This window comes from Shewanella sp. JNE2, assembly GCF_023159115.1.
Lineage (GTDB): Bacteria > Pseudomonadota > Gammaproteobacteria > Enterobacterales > Shewanellaceae > Shewanella > Shewanella putrefaciens.
This window is the reverse complement of sequence record NZ_CP096169.1, coordinates 3,323,337-3,338,148: the sequence shown is the minus strand read 5'-3', so window position 1 is coordinate 3,338,148 and position 14,812 is coordinate 3,323,337. Positions and strand designations below refer to the sequence as shown.

General features: G+C 48.0%; 14 protein-coding genes. 9 read left to right on the top strand and 5 right to left on the bottom strand.

What is annotated here, in order from left to right:
• Positions 1 to 5: 5 nt before the first annotated feature.
• Positions 6 to 3,047, top strand: coding sequence for an efflux RND transporter permease subunit (locus MZ182_RS14955; protein ID WP_248065745.1), 3,042 nt, complete (start codon positions 6 to 8; stop codon positions 3,045 to 3,047).
• Between the two features lie 39 nt (positions 3,048 to 3,086).
• Here MZ182_RS14955 and MZ182_RS14950 read toward each other — a convergent pair whose 3' ends face one another.
• The 5 genes from MZ182_RS14950 to tnpA form a co-directional block, all read right to left on the bottom strand.
• Complete coding sequence (locus tag MZ182_RS14950) at positions 3,087 to 3,401, bottom strand: TraR/DksA family transcriptional regulator (protein WP_248065746.1); 315 nt, start codon at positions 3,399 to 3,401, stop codon at positions 3,087 to 3,089.
• Between the two features lie 64 nt (positions 3,402 to 3,465).
• Entirely contained in the window at positions 3,466 to 3,729 is a 264-nt protein-coding gene (locus MZ182_RS14945; protein ID WP_248065747.1) for a transposase, read from the bottom strand.
• Positions 3,730 to 3,747: 18 nt separating this feature from the next.
• Entirely contained in the window at positions 3,748 to 5,415 is a 1,668-nt protein-coding gene (gene tnpC, locus MZ182_RS14940) for an IS66 family transposase (protein ID WP_248065748.1), read from the bottom strand.
• 21 nt (positions 5,416 to 5,436) lie between these two features.
• Positions 5,437 to 5,787: an IS66 family insertion sequence element accessory protein TnpB gene (gene tnpB / locus MZ182_RS14935; protein WP_014610304.1), complete on the bottom strand. Its 351-nt coding sequence runs from the start codon at positions 5,785 to 5,787 to the stop codon at positions 5,437 to 5,439.
• Positions 5,787 to 6,068 (bottom strand): IS66 family insertion sequence element accessory protein TnpA, encoded by a 282-nt coding sequence (gene tnpA / locus MZ182_RS14930; protein ID WP_032479672.1) that lies wholly within the window; start codon positions 6,066 to 6,068, stop codon positions 5,787 to 5,789. The genes tnpB and tnpA overlap by 1 nt, the downstream gene beginning before the upstream one ends.
• Positions 6,069 to 6,136: 68 nt before the next feature.
• Here tnpA and MZ182_RS14925 point away from each other — a divergent pair, with 68 nt between their 5' ends.
• From MZ182_RS14925 to merP, 8 genes are all read left to right on the top strand, one after another.
• Positions 6,137 to 6,679 carry an HNH endonuclease gene (locus tag MZ182_RS14925; protein ID WP_248065749.1) on the top strand — a complete coding sequence of 181 codons (543 nt, stop codon included), beginning with the start codon at positions 6,137 to 6,139 and terminating at the stop codon, positions 6,677 to 6,679.
• 453 nt (positions 6,680 to 7,132) lie between these two features.
• Complete coding sequence (locus tag MZ182_RS14920) at positions 7,133 to 7,360, top strand: hypothetical protein (RefSeq protein ID WP_248065750.1); 228 nt, start codon at positions 7,133 to 7,135, stop codon at positions 7,358 to 7,360.
• A 281-nt stretch (positions 7,361 to 7,641) separates the two neighbouring features.
• Positions 7,642 to 8,586, top strand: a complete 945-nt coding sequence (locus tag MZ182_RS14915) for a thioredoxin family protein (RefSeq protein WP_125891652.1) — start codon at positions 7,642 to 7,644, stop codon at positions 8,584 to 8,586.
• Positions 8,587 to 8,588: 2 nt separating this feature from the next.
• On the top strand, positions 8,589 to 9,977 hold the full coding sequence (locus tag MZ182_RS14910; RefSeq protein WP_029628494.1) for a conjugal transfer protein TraH: 1,389 nt from the start codon (positions 8,589 to 8,591) through the stop codon (positions 9,975 to 9,977).
• A 3-nt stretch (positions 9,978 to 9,980) separates the two neighbouring features.
• Complete coding sequence (locus tag MZ182_RS14905) at positions 9,981 to 13,550, top strand: conjugal transfer protein TraG N-terminal domain-containing protein (RefSeq protein ID WP_248065751.1); 3,570 nt, start codon at positions 9,981 to 9,983, stop codon at positions 13,548 to 13,550.
• A gap of 97 nt (positions 13,551 to 13,647) precedes the next feature.
• A complete protein-coding gene (gene merR / locus MZ182_RS14900; protein ID WP_248065752.1) occupies positions 13,648 to 14,037 on the top strand; it encodes an Hg(II)-responsive transcriptional regulator in 390 nt (129 codons plus the stop codon).
• A gap of 84 nt (positions 14,038 to 14,121) precedes the next feature.
• The gene (locus tag MZ182_RS14895; protein WP_154715436.1) at positions 14,122 to 14,469 is read left to right on the top strand and encodes a mercuric transporter MerT family protein; all 348 of its coding nucleotides are present in this window, start codon (positions 14,122 to 14,124) and stop codon (positions 14,467 to 14,469) included.
• 59 nt (positions 14,470 to 14,528) lie between these two features.
• A complete protein-coding gene (merP, locus tag MZ182_RS14890; protein ID WP_028867975.1) occupies positions 14,529 to 14,804 on the top strand; it encodes a mercury resistance system periplasmic binding protein MerP in 276 nt (91 codons plus the stop codon).
• Positions 14,805 to 14,812 lie beyond the last annotated feature (8 nt).

Below are 14,812 nucleotides of genomic sequence, written 5' to 3'. Positions count from 1 at the left end.
TTCTGATGCGGATTGCCAGTTATGCAATTGAAAAGCAGGTTAATACCTGGCTGTTTATTATGCTGTGCTTTTTGGGCGGACTTTGGGCATTGGTCAGTATTGGCCGCTTAGAAGATCCGGCCTTTACGCTGAAAGAGGCGATTATTGTCACCTATTATCCGGGCGCAACGGCATTGGAAGTGGAAGAGGAAGTGACGGAATTGCTGGAATCCGCTATTCAGCAATTATCACAATTAAAGCGTATTACCTCCAAGTCGATGCCGGGTAAATCGGAAATCCGGGTGCAAATTCAGGATAAGTATGACGGCAGTCAGATGCCACAGATTTGGGATGAGCTCAGGCGTAAGGTTAATGATGCCAGTATTCGCCTGCCCACCGGCGTAATGAAGCCGATCGTCAATGATGATTTCGGTGATGTATTTGGTATTTTTTATGCCGTGACAACTGACGGTTTTTCCGATCGCGAAGTACGCGAGCTGGCTACTTTTTTACGCCGTGAGATGCTGACGGTGCCTGGGGTGGCAAAAGTCCAGACCGCCGGCGAACCGGAAGAGCAAATCAGCGTAGAAATTTCGCATGAGCGTTTGCTCGGGATTGGCCTGCCATTGCAATTGGTGGTCAACACCCTGCAAACCGAAAATGCAGTAGCACAAGCCGGCTCGGTGCAGGTGGGTGACAAAAGGATTCGCCTGAACAGCAAACCCGGCCTGGATTCAATTGAGGCAATTGAAAATTTACGGATTGGGAAACCGGGCTCAACCGAGCAACTAAGCATTTTTGATGTTGCAACAGTGCGCCGGGATGAAGTTGAAGTGCCATCGCAAATCATTCGCTTTAATGGCAAACCGGCCTTTACGCTGGCGATTTCCGGTCTGACCGATGCCAATATTGTCGATGTAGGTAAAGCGGTTGATCAGCATCTGGCGAAACTGGCAGAGCGTATCCCGCTTGGCGTAACCCTGCATCCGATCTATCAGCAACATGTGGTGGTGGATAACGCCATTAACGACTTTATTGTTAACCTGATCTTGTCCGTGGTCATTGTTATTGCGGTGCTGTGTCTGACCATGGGGTGGCGGGTTGGTTTAGTCGTTGGCGGTACTTTGTTACTTACCGTCTTGGGTACCGTATTCTTTATGAAACTGGCCAATATCGAGATGGAGCGGATTTCGCTTGGCGCGCTGATTATTGCCATGGGCATGTTGGTTGATAACGCCATCGTGGTCGCAGAAACCATGCTGATTAATATGCAGCGTGGCCAGAGTTCACGGCAGGCGGCGGATGAAGCGGCCAGTCGTACCCAGATCCCGCTGTTAGGCGCGACCGTGATTGGCATTATGGCCTTTGCTGGTATTGGCCTGTCGCCGAATAGTACCGGTGAGTTCTTGTTTTCGCTGTTTGCCGTCATCGCGATTTCATTGCTGTTAAGTTGGGTGCTGGCGATTAGTGTCACCCCTTTGCTGGCGCATTATTTGTTTAAAGTCGATGCCAATAGTGCCGCTGCCGATCCCTATGCTGCCGGTTTTTATCAGCGTTATGTCAGGGTATTGCGCTTTGCCTTGCGCCAACGTGCGCTAACTCTGGGCGGTTTGGCGCTGCTAACGCTAATTAGTGTTATCGGTTTCGGGCAAGTAAAGCAGGCATTTTTCCCGGCGTCGAACACGCCAATTTTCTACTTGAATTACTTCTTGCCCCAGGGCTCAGATATTCGCGCTACCTCGCGTGATCTGGCAGAAATTGAAGCCTTTGTAATGGCGCAACCCGAAGTCGAATCAGTCAGTAGTTTCGTTGGCTCGGGTGCCAGTCGCTTTATGTTGACTTACGCACCGGAGCAGCCGAATGCCGCCTATGGCCAATTGATTATCCGTACCGCACACCGAGACCAGATCCCTCCGCTGATGCAGCGGCTGCGCACTGAACTGCCGCCGCGCTTACCGCAGGCTGAGATCTACACCCAGCAACTGATGTTTGGGCCGGGCAGTGGCGCTAAGCTGCAAGCCAGGGTATCTGGCCCGGATGAGCGCATCTTACGGCAGCTCGGCCAGCAAATTACTGAATTAATGCGTCAAGAGCCGGCTATCACCGATTTACGGCATAACTGGCGGCAACGCGAACTGGTGATCGTACCGGACTTTAACGAAAAGCGGGCGCGGATTGCCGGTATTAATCGCACTGATCTGGCGCAAACACTGGAGTTTGCCAGCACCGGTGTACGCAGTGGTGTCTACCGCGAACATGATAAGCAAATTCCCATCGTGGTGCGGCCGCCAGCATCCGAGCGCTTTGATATTGACCGGCTGCAGGATCGGATGATTTGGAGTGCTAACGATAATACCTATATTCCGATTACGCAGGTGATTAATGGGCTGCAAACCCAAACTGAAGAAACGATAATTCAGCGCCGCGACCGGTTAAGAACCCTTACCGTTGAAGCTGAACCGGCCTGGGGTTACACGGCCGATCAGGCCCTAAAATTGGTTCGCCCGAAAATTGAGGCGCTGCCATTACCCGCTGGTTATCAACTGAGTTGGGGCGGTGAATATGAAAGCTCCGCAGAAGCCCAGCAATCGCTGGCCGCGCAATTACCCTTAAGTTTTATCGTGATGCTGGTGATCAGTATTCTGTTGTTCGGTGCGCTGAAGCAACCGCTGGTGATTTGGTTAATAGTGCCGATGTCTATCTGTGGCGTGACCGCCGGTTTATTGGCAACGGGTCTACCCCTTGGTTTCACCGCATTGCTCGGTTTTCTCAGTTTATCAGGCATGCTGATGAAGAACGCCATCGTACTGGTAGACGAAATTGACCTGCAAATTCAGCAAAACAGCGATAAGGTTCAGGCGATAGTCCAGGCTAGCGTTAGCCGGATCCGGCCGGTATTACTGGCAGCCTTGACTACGATTCTGGGGATGTTGCCGCTGATTTGGGATGCGTTTTTTAACAGTATGGCCGTGACCATCATGGCGGGGCTGGCGTTTGCCACTATCCTGACGCTGGTGGCGGTACCGGTACTATATTCGCTGTTGTTCCGGATTAAAAGTAGCGGATAAGTAGTGGAATAGCAGGCCGGCACTGCCGGTCTGCTAAGGTTATTTGGCACAGCGGACACAAAGTTCGGCAAACGGAATTACGTTCAGTCTCGCCAGTTTAATGGCTTCGCCGCAGTGTGCACATTTATCGTAGTTACCTTGCTCCATTCTGGCGAGCGCCCGATTAATCTGCGCTAATTCCTGCCGGTCTTTTTGCTCAATCGCGCTGAGCACCTCATCATTTTCGCGTTCGGTTGCCTGTTCGGCAAAGTCAGCACTGCGACCTTGCGCAAAGTCGCGCTCAATGGCAGCGACCTGGCGCTCCAATTCTAATTTTCGGGCTAGCAGGCGACTTTTAAATTCCTGAAATGGCATTTGCGGCGTAAGCGTCCATTTTAGGACGTATTGACGCCTTATAGATTTCGGCCAAGCATCCTGGCTAGATGTCTTTCATGATCTGCACCAGACCTGGTGGGATTTTCCACTGGCGATTATCATCGCTGACCACCATCACTGATTTCTTGTTGATTTTGATGACCACCCCGAACACTTGGCCTTCTTTGGCCTTGAAGTGCACTTTTTGGCCTAAACGTAGCTGGCTTAGAACAGTGATATCGTTTTGCAAACGCAAGTTCTCTATCCGCTTGCAGATAAGCTCGTTCAGGTCGTGTAATTCGTCTAAGGTTAGGTCTTCTATGCGCATATCGCCTCCGTCTGGAGGCTATTCTACCGAAGTGGCGGGTAAAGCAAAGAGATCAGAGCGCAGTGGATTATCAGCGAACTTAGTTTTCCAATACCGTGGCGTCAGTTCGTGCACCAGGCTGGCAGGGTGTTGGCTGATGCGCAGCAGCACATCGGTCAGATAATCGTTTACATTGATATTATGTAAGCGGCAGGTCACTATCAGGCTTTGGATAACGCCAACATGCTCTGCACCGATTTCTGTCCAACAGAACAACCAATTTTTTCTCCCCATGGGTATGGGCCGAAGCGCCCGCTCCAGATGGTTTGTATCCAGCGGTACATCAGGGTCTTCCAGGAAGACGCGCAGTGCCATTTCTTTGCTTTGTACATAGCCAATCGCTTTGGAGAGGGGGTCTTTGGGCAGCAGCGTCAGGTTATGCAGGGTATCATCACACCACGTAAAGAAGCGGTCAACCACCGGTTTGCTGTGTGTAAGGCGGTATTGGCGTTTTTTGTCATCCGTGAGCTTTTGGTTTCGGATAGTCTCTTCTATCTCATACAGCTTAGCGATTAGGCTAATCGCTTCTTTGGCCGGCGCTGGCCAGCTGTTTTCCGCTTCAATAAATTGCCGGCGACTGTGCACCCAGCACTGGGCATGGGTTAAGCCTTCATTGGCTTTGATATAACTGGCATAGGCGCTGTAGCCATCGCTTAATAAGGTGCCTTTAAAGCGATGCTTTACTATCTCTTCTATATGTTGCCGCCCGCGGCTGGTGGAGAAGGTAAAAACAATTTCATCCTTATCGCCATACACCGGCCAGAAGTAACTTTGCTTCATTTTACCTGGCCCGGCTTTGCCTGCTTTAATCGGCGTTTCGTCCATTGCCAGCACCTGGCTTTGTAAGATGCTACTTAGCATCGCATCCACAATCGGATAGAGTAAATCAATACCGCGCGCCACGATGGTGCCCAGTGTGCTGCGGCTTAAAGTAATGCCCGCTCCAGCTAAACGCTGGTGCTGGCGATACAGCGGCAAGTGGTATTGGAATTTATCCACCAACATGCCGACGATAAAACTCACATCCGCCACGCTTTTATCCAGCACATTAAACGGCGCTGCGCTTGGCAGGATAGTGTCGCTGCCTTTGTGTTTAACGATTTGCCGGTCATAACGCAGCACGTCGAAGCTCTCTGGGCGCTGTGCTAAGCGGAAGGTGCTTTTTACGCCAATCACTTCATACTGGTCGGCCTCTTCCCCTTTTAGCTCATCGGGTATCAAGGTAATCACTTTCACCGGCACGTTATCATTAAAACGCAGGCCACTGTCATTAACGCAATCATCCGGGCGCTGTTTGCCTTTTCTGCGGGTGTAGGTGGTATATTCGGTTTCGCCTTCAGGCTGGGTCAGCGCTGGCACCATATCGCCCAGTAAGCTTAACTGCATACCCAATTCCAAGGCGCGCTTTTCTGACTTCTGACCAAACAGCTGCTTCTCAAACCAGGCTAAGCGTTGCTGAATGCCTGCGAAGGTTTCGCGCAATGACGCATGCTCAGTTTCCAGCTTGCCGTACTTTTCTGACCAGGCCTGATTCTCTGCAGAAGCCTGTTGCAACAAACTCTGCAGGCGCGCGATTTCACTGGTCAAATTAACCCGTGTCTCGGCGTCCGTTGCCACGTTGGATGAGGATGAAGGCTTGATTTTCATAGCGTCAATTATACAGACTTATCAAGCGATTGACTGCCCATAGCGCTTCGCTTGTTTCTGGCGAAGTACGGTAATTCCGTCAACGATCATTTGCAGGGTGCAACCGGTGAGTGATTGGATCCCACTCGGATGCGGTTTCACCGGAAACTGGCCTTGCTCGAGGCGCTTAGCCCAGACACAATAGCCTGAGCTTTCGAAGTACAACACCTTCATCTGGGTTTTGCGGGCATTGATAAACACAAAGTACTGGCCGCTTTGTGGATTATGGCAAAGTTTATTGCGCACCAGGGCACTTAAACCGTTAAAGGATTTACGCATATCCACGGGTGTGGTGCACAGCCAGATTTTTTGGTTGGCAGCAGGGATAAACATTATTGCTGGCTAAGGGTAAGTTCAACGCCATTGCCCAGTGACAAGACGATATGCCAGCGGGTGTTACCGTGATGTGCAAGCGCGGATAAATCGATAAACTGTGAATCCTGGCGAACAGGCGCTTGTTCAGTTTGCTCAGCCAAGCGTTGCCGCCATTTATAAAATGACATGGTGCTCAGTTGATGGGTTTGGCAAAACTCAGTGATGCTCAGCTCTGATGTGTGCCATAAGTCGATTAATTGCTGCCATTGTGCAGCGTTGCGGTAAGCTCGCTTTGCCATATCACTCTCCTGTAATGATGAGTGCACAGCTTATCGCGCGATCTTAAGTGGGAATAGGACGTCCTAAAATGGACGCTTACGCAATAACCAAATTTCCTTGTGCTTTGTTTGATAGAAATGGTTATGTAATTGTCAATAGCGAGGAAGATCTTGCTCGAAATGATATAAAAATAGGCAAACGCACAAATATCCCGCAAAAAATATCAAGCTTTCCTGACTATGTTTTAATGAAAGCGATTCTGGCATCAGTTTCAGAAGAAGTAACTGATAAAAGTTACATTGAAGGCTCTGTTACTAAAATCACAGTAAACAGATATGAAAGAGATCGAAATGCAAGAAAAGCATGTTTAAATCATTACGGTTATGACTGCTGCGTTTGCGGGCTAAAGTTAGAAGTTATTTATGGCGAAATTGCTAAAGGGTTTATACATGTGCATCACGTTAGACCAATAGCTGAAGTTAAAGAAGAATATAACCTCGATCCTGTTGAGGACCTAAGGCCTGTGTGCCCCAATTGTCATTCTATTCTTCATTTACAAAATCCGCCGCTATCCATTGCTGAGTTAAAGAATATTGTTGAGTCAAATAGAATAGTAAACAAGGCTGTTTAACTTGAAATATTTCAGGCATGCACCTTTATTGGAACCGTTATTTCAGCTTTTCGCTCAAAGCGCCGATCGGTTCTGTGCCAGAAGCTGACATTGCTTGTAGATCTGGACGAATAGACAGTGTTATTTGCTTTTGCCAGAAAACAGGCACACTTTGCACAAACCAACAGGCACATTTATTTGTTGCTGAAGAAGGAAAAACACTCTAATTTAGATACTTAGCGCGGACCAAACTAAAAATAACAGGCCAGAGAAAAGTAATAATGTGCCAGCACGCTTTGGGTCGCAGCTAGTAGTGGTTGATTGTAATTAATCGCTTTTTATCAATACGTTAAAGCTGGTGTCTCATCTGGTAAAACCAGAGAAAGCGTGCCAGCACAATATACAACTGTTAGGCTGCATGATCGCGAGCCAAGATAAAGATTAAACTTTGCCATTTCGACACAAAGGCTATTTATGAAAAATAAAATATTGGGCCTGATCTTCATTATTTGCGGAGTGCTTATGATGATTGGAGCAGTAGCCGCGGAAATTGCTTGGCTGGGGCTATGCTTTGGCACAGTAATAGTCGGAGTTCTTATGTTGTTTTTCGCCCCACTCTTACTTTTCGCGCCGTTCACTTTACTTTTCGCCACCGGAACTGCTTTGTGGGGAACGGGTATCACCATGATCTCCGATGATTAATCATTTCGTGTCGTCTTCAATCACTGCGCTCGGTTGGGCTCCGCTGCCTAACTCGACGCTCAAATGGGACGCGCTAAAGCGCGCCCTTTAGCTTCAACGTTCTGTCTGCAATTCGCTCAAAGCGGTCCAATCATAAATTTGGCTCGTTAAATTTAGCTGTTGTTACTGTTACTGGTCACAACAGCTAGTCAGAAACACATACGATTCATTCATCTATCTGGCCAATCGCTCTTACCGGGATCATTAGCATGTTAGCTCTATGAAATTTTCTGGAGCTGACAATGAGAACCCCCTTGTTCCCTTGGTTCATCCTATGGGTGACCATCCCAATCATTATTTTCTTTCTATTCATCCTGCCCGCCCATGCTAGTGATGGGCAATTCTATCAGCGTGGTCAGGAAGGCTGGTTTTGGTATCAGGTTATTCCTGAACCTGAGCAGCCTGATGAGCTGATAGAGCCGAAAGCTGGTTTCGTGGAGTCCAGTCAGAGCGAACTAAAGCCTTTTAGTGCCGCATGGTTCCGAGAGCACATGCAGTCGTTCATGGACAAGGCAATTGATGAGCCGACGAATGAGAATGTCAGAGCCTATCTGTATCTCCAGCGAGTCATGATGGATAAGGGCTCACAGTTTGCTGATGTTAGTCAGCAGGTTGTCATGGGCGATCCTGTTTTGGATGAAATCAGTCGTAGACCCTTGGCGACCTATGCTGCCAATCGGATGGATCGAGAAGCTGGCGCTCAACGGGATGTTGCTTTAGGTGAAGTAGCAAAACGGGCTGGCTTGTTCTTCTTCTATCGTTCGGATTGCCCTTATTGCCATGCTCAAGCGCCTATCATCGAATCCATGGCTTTGAACTACGGTTTTGAGGTGTTTGCTATTGCTGTCGATGGCTTGCCTTTACCAAGTGGAGAATTTCCAAATTACAAAGTCGATTCAGGACAAGCTCAATCCTTGTCCGTTACGACTGTTCCTGCGGTTTTCTTAGTTGACCCGCCTAATGTCATCACTCCGATTGGCCAGGGCGCAATGAGCCTTGATGAGCTCAATAATCGAATCATTCTTGCAGCCCATCAAGCCGGTTGGATTGACGATCAAACTTACTATGCCACCAGACCTGTTCAGCCCGGCGTTTCACTCGCGATGTCAGCCCAAGAGCTTAACGAAAAAATATTACAGGACCCTGAGTTCCTTGTTCGCTATCTGCGTGCACAAGGAGGGTTATAACGATGAAAAAAGTATTCCAAGTATCGCTAATCGCCTGTGCGATTGGTTTTTCATCTATGAGCCAAGCAAGCTTGCAACAGGAGATGAATCAGTTGTTTGGTTCAATGACCAACACCACTGCGCCTGGTGTATTCGAGAGTCAGCGGCGTGGCGTTATATCTGGTGGAAGTGTTGTTGTTCGTAACAGGATCATGAACGAAAACCTCGTCTCTATGGTGCCTCCGTCATTCCAAGCTGGTTGTGGCGGCATTGATATGTTCGCTGGAAGTTTGTCATTTGTTAACGCGGATCAGTTTGTTCAATTACTTCGCTCTGTAGCGGCAAATGCCAAGGGGTACGCATTCCAATTGGCGCTCAGTGCTATGTGTGAGAAATGCTCCCAGCACATGGAGACACTGCAAAAGAAAATCCAGCAGTTGAACGAATATTTTGGCAATTCCTGTCAAATGGCTCAGGGAGTCGTGAACGATACTCTGGCTGCTTTTGGTAAGAAGGGGCAAACAGAAGCCAGCATGTTGAGCTCTCTCAAAGGGGCTGGAGACGTTTTTACCAGTTGGAGTGAGTCCAACGGTAAGAACCCTTATGAGAATGCTTCAAGTGTCGCGGCATCTGATGTGAACAAAACGATTAAAGGTAACTTGGTCTGGCGAGCACTGAAACGTCACTCGGCATCAAGCTGGTTTGCATCGGGGGATGATCGTTTTCTTGAAGCGGTTATGTCGGTGACTGGCTCGATCATCGTTGGTGATTTAGCGAATGCGGCTGATGGTCAAGGTAAAGCCCCAAAACTGACCAGACTGAATGGCAATAAAGTGACTATTGAGCATCTAATTCATGGCGGTAACGTCGCTATGTACCGATGTGACACAGTGACACAAGACGGCTGTCTAAATCCGACAATCGCTAACGTGACCCTAACCGGGTTATCAACTCAGGTCGAAAATTTACTTCTTGGTACAGGTTCTAGTAACGGCATTATATTTAAGTTTGCTCGGAATACTGGGGCAGCTAGCACCACCGAAAAGGCTTTTATGACCTCGGCTCCTGCAAGCATTGGCGGCATGATTCGAACACTTTCAGCATTAAATGAAGGGGCTGCTAGGTCGTTTGCTTCAAGAGCTGCGCCATTTATTGCTGTTGAGATGGCCCGGGCATTGGTTGAAGACATGCTCAACGCAGCTAGAAGCACATCTGGTGTGGAAGATCATGCCTATGCGAAGTTGTTAACCGAAGACCTTGAACGTGCACGTCGCCAAATCAATGAGGAGTACGCTGCGTTGCAGCGAAGATACGGCTCAGAGCAAGAATTGCTGGCGCATTTTAACCAGGTGATTCAGACCATTCGCAAACAGCGTTATTACACCGTTAAATCTACGGCGCTGGGGGAATAGGTCATGTGGGAAATCTATTCCATCGGGGATTCGGCTTTTTTAGAGCAGGTCCTGAACGCTGTCGCGATGATCACTGGTACAGGCGATTTTACTTCAATGGTTCGCATTGGCTTGCTCATTGGGGTATTGATGGTCTCTGTTCAGGCCTTAATGCAAGGTGGTCGTGGGATTAACTTTCAACACGTCTTAGTCTCATGGCTAGTCTTTGCAACCATGTTTGGACCCAGTACCCGAGTGAGCATTGAGGATGCGTACACGGGACAAGTTCGAGTGGTTGATAATGTGCCCATCGGTGTTGCTGCCGCAGGCAGTACGATTTCGACTGTTGGCTTTCAAATCACGCGATTGTTTGAAACGGCGTTCTCAACTCCCGCCATGACGGAATACGGCTTTGCATCCAGTTTACAGTCACTGATTAAAGTGAGAAAACAGGTGATGGATCGCTCTGGGTTGGGTGATGCAAATCGTGTCGGTGGCTCAGATATCGAACAATCGTGGTTTAACTACATCAAAGAATGCACCTTGATTGGCATCGACATAGGCCAAAAGAACCTAGATCAGGTGCTAAGTGATCCTAACCCGATGACTGCGATTAGGTTTGATTCGCGCATTTATGGCACGCGCATCATGCTAAGTGGTAGCAGTAGTGATTTGGACTGCACCGATGCCTATAGCCAGCTGAAACTCATGACAGAATCAACCTTCATTCCAAGGCTTAAACAGGTTTTGTCAGCCTCATTGGGGACTTCGTCAGCAACGGATACTGATGACGTGATCCGAAATGCACTGAATAACCTTGGTTTGGCTTCGGTTAACACCCAAGAGTACATGACCGCGTCAGTGCTTTTGCCTATTTATGAACAAAGCGTGACGGGCAAGTATATGGATGATCAAGCTTTCACCGCAGCCGTTATGGTTAACCAAGCAATTGAGCAGCGCAATACGCAATGGGCGGCGGAGCAGACCCTGTTCCAAAGCATTGTTCGTCCGATGATGACGTTTTTTGAGGGTTTCATTTACGCCATCACCCCATTGATGGCCTTTGTGATAGCCCTTGGCCAAATCGGGATGCGAATGGCCGGGAAGTACTTGTTAATCCTGCTTTGGATTCAACTTTGGATGCCTGTCATGGCCATCATTAACCTGTATATTCATTTAACCGTTGCAGGGAAAATGTCGGCTCTTGATGCCTTTGCAGGTACAGAAGTGCCATCTTTTGCTGGGATGATGCAGATGGATTCAGTGCTGCAAACCTGGATAGCTACTGGCGGCATGTTGGCGTCGAGTGTTCCGGCAATTTCGCTCATGCTCGTGTATGGCTCAGCAATAACCGCAACCCACTTGGCTGGACGTCTTCAAAACGGCGATGCCATTGATGAAAAGCTGGCTAGTCCAGATGTCTCAAAAAATGCCCCGGTGATGCAATCACAGTCAATGTTCCAAAATTCAGCCCTCACTGGTTCTGCAATGACCGGTGCGTCAAACTTACTAAGCAGTTTCTCTGTCGGAAACGCAGTGGGTTCAATGGTCGGCTCTGCAAAAGATTCCATGACTCAGGCAACTCAAGCCTTTAGTCGTCAGGTTGGCAATACCATGAGTCGAACTTTTGGTGAAAAGCTAAGTTACGACAACCTTTCTTCGGTTGGACGTCAGATCGGTTCTTCTAATTCCGCATCTAGCGCCGTTGTTAATCAGGTTACTGATGACCTGCAAACACGGTATGGTTTCGGAGACGATAAAAAAGACGCTGTACGTGGCTTGGTATCTGGCGTGTTATCGGGAGGCCTAAGGGTCGGTGGCGATGGAACTATTACAAATACCGGTGATAAAGAAGTAGCAGACAAAGGGTTCTTGGGAAGATTACTTGGTACAGGGGGGAATGACTCCCCACAAGGTAGCTTGCCTGGAGTCGATAAGCCTGAATCCTCAAGAGTGCCAAAAATATCACGGTTACGAGCTGGGTTGGATCTAGGTGGTAACTTTAGTGGCCAAGTTGAGTCATCAGAAGGCAGTTCTCGATCTACGACCGCAAATACGCTCACTGGGGAGATGCAAAGCTTGGCATCAAGTGATTCACGACGTGCTGAGTATCGCGATGCAATGGTTAAGGACCTTTCAGATTCAAGACGTTCTGGCGTTGAGATGTCCTTGTCTAACCAAGACTATCAGTCTCTTCAGAGTTCAGCACAAGACGTTGTCACGGCATCAAACCGCTTTAGTGAGCTTGATCAGGCCAGCTACAGTCTATCAGGACAAAGAAATACTGATGGTGCGACGTTAACCCGATTAGCGGCGGATAATCCTGAAGTCATGGATTATTTAGGTCGCTATATGAACCAGCATGTTGAAGCCGGTAACCGATTACGTGAAAACCTTCCAATGTATCAGCGCTTGTTACCTGATGATAATCAGGCGTATGTGGCCGCAGCTATGGAGTCTTTAACCTATAGCAATTCTTCAACGCCCGCTGAACGGGACAATGATTATCAAGCAGCAATGACTGTTATGGCCATGGCTACCGGAGCGGATTTACGATCAATTCAGCCGCGCTCAAATGAAGGCTTGTCATCAACTGCACCTACTTTTGGTGGTACTCAAAGCCAAGTTGAATCGGGTGTATTGGGCGGCTACGAGGATGCAGCAACAGTTCAAACTCAGTTCAACGCAGCTCAATCGGCTTACCAAACCAATCTGTCTGGTATAGATGGACAGTTGAATGCGCATCAGCAGCAAGCTCAGCAGGCCGTAGCTACTGACACAAGTACCTATCAATCTGGACTAAACAGTGAAGCTGGATCTCAGTGGCGATCACGCATTATGGCTGATGATAGCGGAGTTTCTGGTGCTGAAATGTTCTTCAACAGCGCCAGTGCTATTGGTGATTTCAGTGGCAAGCATACTGATGCAGCACTGCATACCTTGAATCACTTTGGCGAAGACTATGAGAGTTACAAAGAACAAGCGCTTGAAGATCCTGGCTCACGAGGTTTCTTGCACAACGCTACGGTGGCCAGCAAATCAACCTGGGATGGCTTAAAAGCCGCCGTTGATGCAGGAACCTCTTTGGAAAACCCATTGACGGCGTTTAATGATGCATACAGTGGATCGAGTTCGCAGTATGCTTCCGAAGTAAACTGGGGCACTAAGTCTGAAGCCATGTTGGCGGGGGCATTCGGTGCGGCAGTTAACAATCGATATGGTGAGTTCCTAGAGCAGTATGCTGATGATTTTAAAAAGGAAGCATACAGCGAAGGGCAGAGAATGGGATTGACCCCGATTCAAAGTCAAGTGTTCGCTCAAGCTTTCAATGAAGGTTTGGCGGGGCGCGTATTCAACTCTGAAGACTCATCGAGTTGGTCGCCTGAAATGCTTGGCCTAAGGGAGCAAATGCTAAATGAGTATCGTCAAAAGGATGAGAGTGGCGCTTACAACCCTGACAGTGTGTCTGAAGAAGATAAAGCATTTGTGGATAAGCAGATAGCGGTGATCTCAAATGCATCCCTTGCGGGAGATTATGCTCAGAACAACTTGATCGATATTAGGGCATATAACCAGGCATCAGGAAATAAATAAAACAAGGAGTAGAAGCTCAAGGCTAACGAAGTTTTATGGCTTAATTACGTAGATAGGGATATATTTCTCCGTACTTAGATACGGAGAAATATAACACATGTACACAATTGGAAAATTAGCCGAACAAGCTAGTATCAATGTTGAGACTGTTCGTTATTACGAACGACGTGGTCTTATAGAAAAACCTGAAAAACCGCATCTAGGCTACCGACTTTATCCTTTGGCAACATTAAACCGAATAAAATTCATTAAACGTTCCCAAGATCTTGGGTTCACTTTGGAAGAAATCTCCAATTTACTCAGCCTTAATGACACTCCCTGTATAGAAGTGCAAGAAATGACTTTATACAAGCTTGCAAGTGTGAAAGTCAAAATAGCAGGTCTTCGCCGCTTAGAAACCGTTCTCACAGAATTATTGAATGAGTGTAATTCTAATACTAACCAATCCCACTGTCCCATTATTGATTCCCTACTTCCTGAAGATTAATAATGATTCAAATTTTATCTTGACTCCGTAGTTGGGTACGGGGTTTAAACTTGTTTTACTAAAGTACGATAAGTAGAGTGAGTTATGTCAAAAAGTAATCCCAACTTTCCAATCATCGGCGGTGTTATTGCCGCTATTGGCGCTGGTCTTTGCTGCGCTGGTCCTTTCGTCTTGTTGCTGCTAGGCGTGAGTGGCTCCTGGATTGGTAATTTAACCTTGTTAGAACCTTATCGTCCCATTTTTATCCTGCTGGTTTTAGCCTTATTTGGCTTCGCAGGCTGGAAGGTCTATCGCCCCGTCGAGGACTGTGAGCCAGGCACCGCCTGTGTAGTTCCTCAAGTGCGAAAACGTCGGCAGGTGATCTTTTGGTTAACGGCACTGACTGCGTTGGTTTTAGTCACCAGTAATTATTGGATTGTCTGGTTCGCCTGATGACGATTTCTAACCTTTTATTTTGATTAAATCTTTATGGCTTGCTCTTGGAGAAAATTATGAAAACACTCGCCCTAATGTCCCTGTTCGTACTGACCAGCCTGAACGCTTTAGCTGCCCCGAAAACAGTTACTTTGGAAGTCCCAACCATGAACTGTGTGACCTGTCCCTTTACCGTGGAAAAAGCCTTACAAAAAGTCGATGGCGTCAGTAAAGCCGAAGTGACCTTTAAGACCAAACTGGCGGTGGTCACCTTCGACGACGAAAAAACCACGGTAAAAGCACTGACCGAAGCCACCACTAACGCGGGTTATCCGTCAACGCTCAAGGAGTAAAGCATAGA

Excerpts from the sequence above, each read along its gene's own strand:
- MZ182_RS14955 (WP_248065745.1), top strand. The coding sequence starts at position 6 with ATGCGGATTGCCAGTTATGCAATTGAAAAGCAGGTTAATACCTGGCTG.
- MZ182_RS14950 (WP_248065746.1), bottom strand. The coding sequence starts at position 3,401 with ATGCCATTTCAGGAATTTAAAAGTCGCCTGCTAGCCCGAAAATTAGAA.
- MZ182_RS14945 (WP_248065747.1), bottom strand. The coding sequence starts at position 3,729 with ATGCGCATAGAAGACCTAACCTTAGACGAATTACACGACCTGAACGAG.
- tnpC (WP_248065748.1), bottom strand. The coding sequence starts at position 5,415 with ATGAAAATCAAGCCTTCATCCTCATCCAACGTGGCAACGGACGCCGAG.
- tnpB (WP_014610304.1), bottom strand. The coding sequence starts at position 5,787 with ATGTTTATCCCTGCTGCCAACCAAAAAATCTGGCTGTGCACCACACCC.
- tnpA (WP_032479672.1), bottom strand. The coding sequence starts at position 6,068 with ATGGCAAAGCGAGCTTACCGCAACGCTGCACAATGGCAGCAATTAATC.
- MZ182_RS14925 (WP_248065749.1), top strand. The coding sequence starts at position 6,137 with ATGGACGCTTACGCAATAACCAAATTTCCTTGTGCTTTGTTTGATAGA.
- MZ182_RS14920 (WP_248065750.1), top strand. The coding sequence starts at position 7,133 with ATGAAAAATAAAATATTGGGCCTGATCTTCATTATTTGCGGAGTGCTT.
- MZ182_RS14915 (WP_125891652.1), top strand. The coding sequence starts at position 7,642 with ATGAGAACCCCCTTGTTCCCTTGGTTCATCCTATGGGTGACCATCCCA.
- MZ182_RS14910 (WP_029628494.1), top strand. The coding sequence starts at position 8,589 with ATGAAAAAAGTATTCCAAGTATCGCTAATCGCCTGTGCGATTGGTTTT.
- MZ182_RS14905 (WP_248065751.1), top strand. The coding sequence starts at position 9,981 with ATGTGGGAAATCTATTCCATCGGGGATTCGGCTTTTTTAGAGCAGGTC.
- merR (WP_248065752.1), top strand. The coding sequence starts at position 13,648 with ATGTACACAATTGGAAAATTAGCCGAACAAGCTAGTATCAATGTTGAG.
- MZ182_RS14895 (WP_154715436.1), top strand. The coding sequence starts at position 14,122 with ATGTCAAAAAGTAATCCCAACTTTCCAATCATCGGCGGTGTTATTGCC.
- merP (WP_028867975.1), top strand. The coding sequence starts at position 14,529 with ATGAAAACACTCGCCCTAATGTCCCTGTTCGTACTGACCAGCCTGAAC.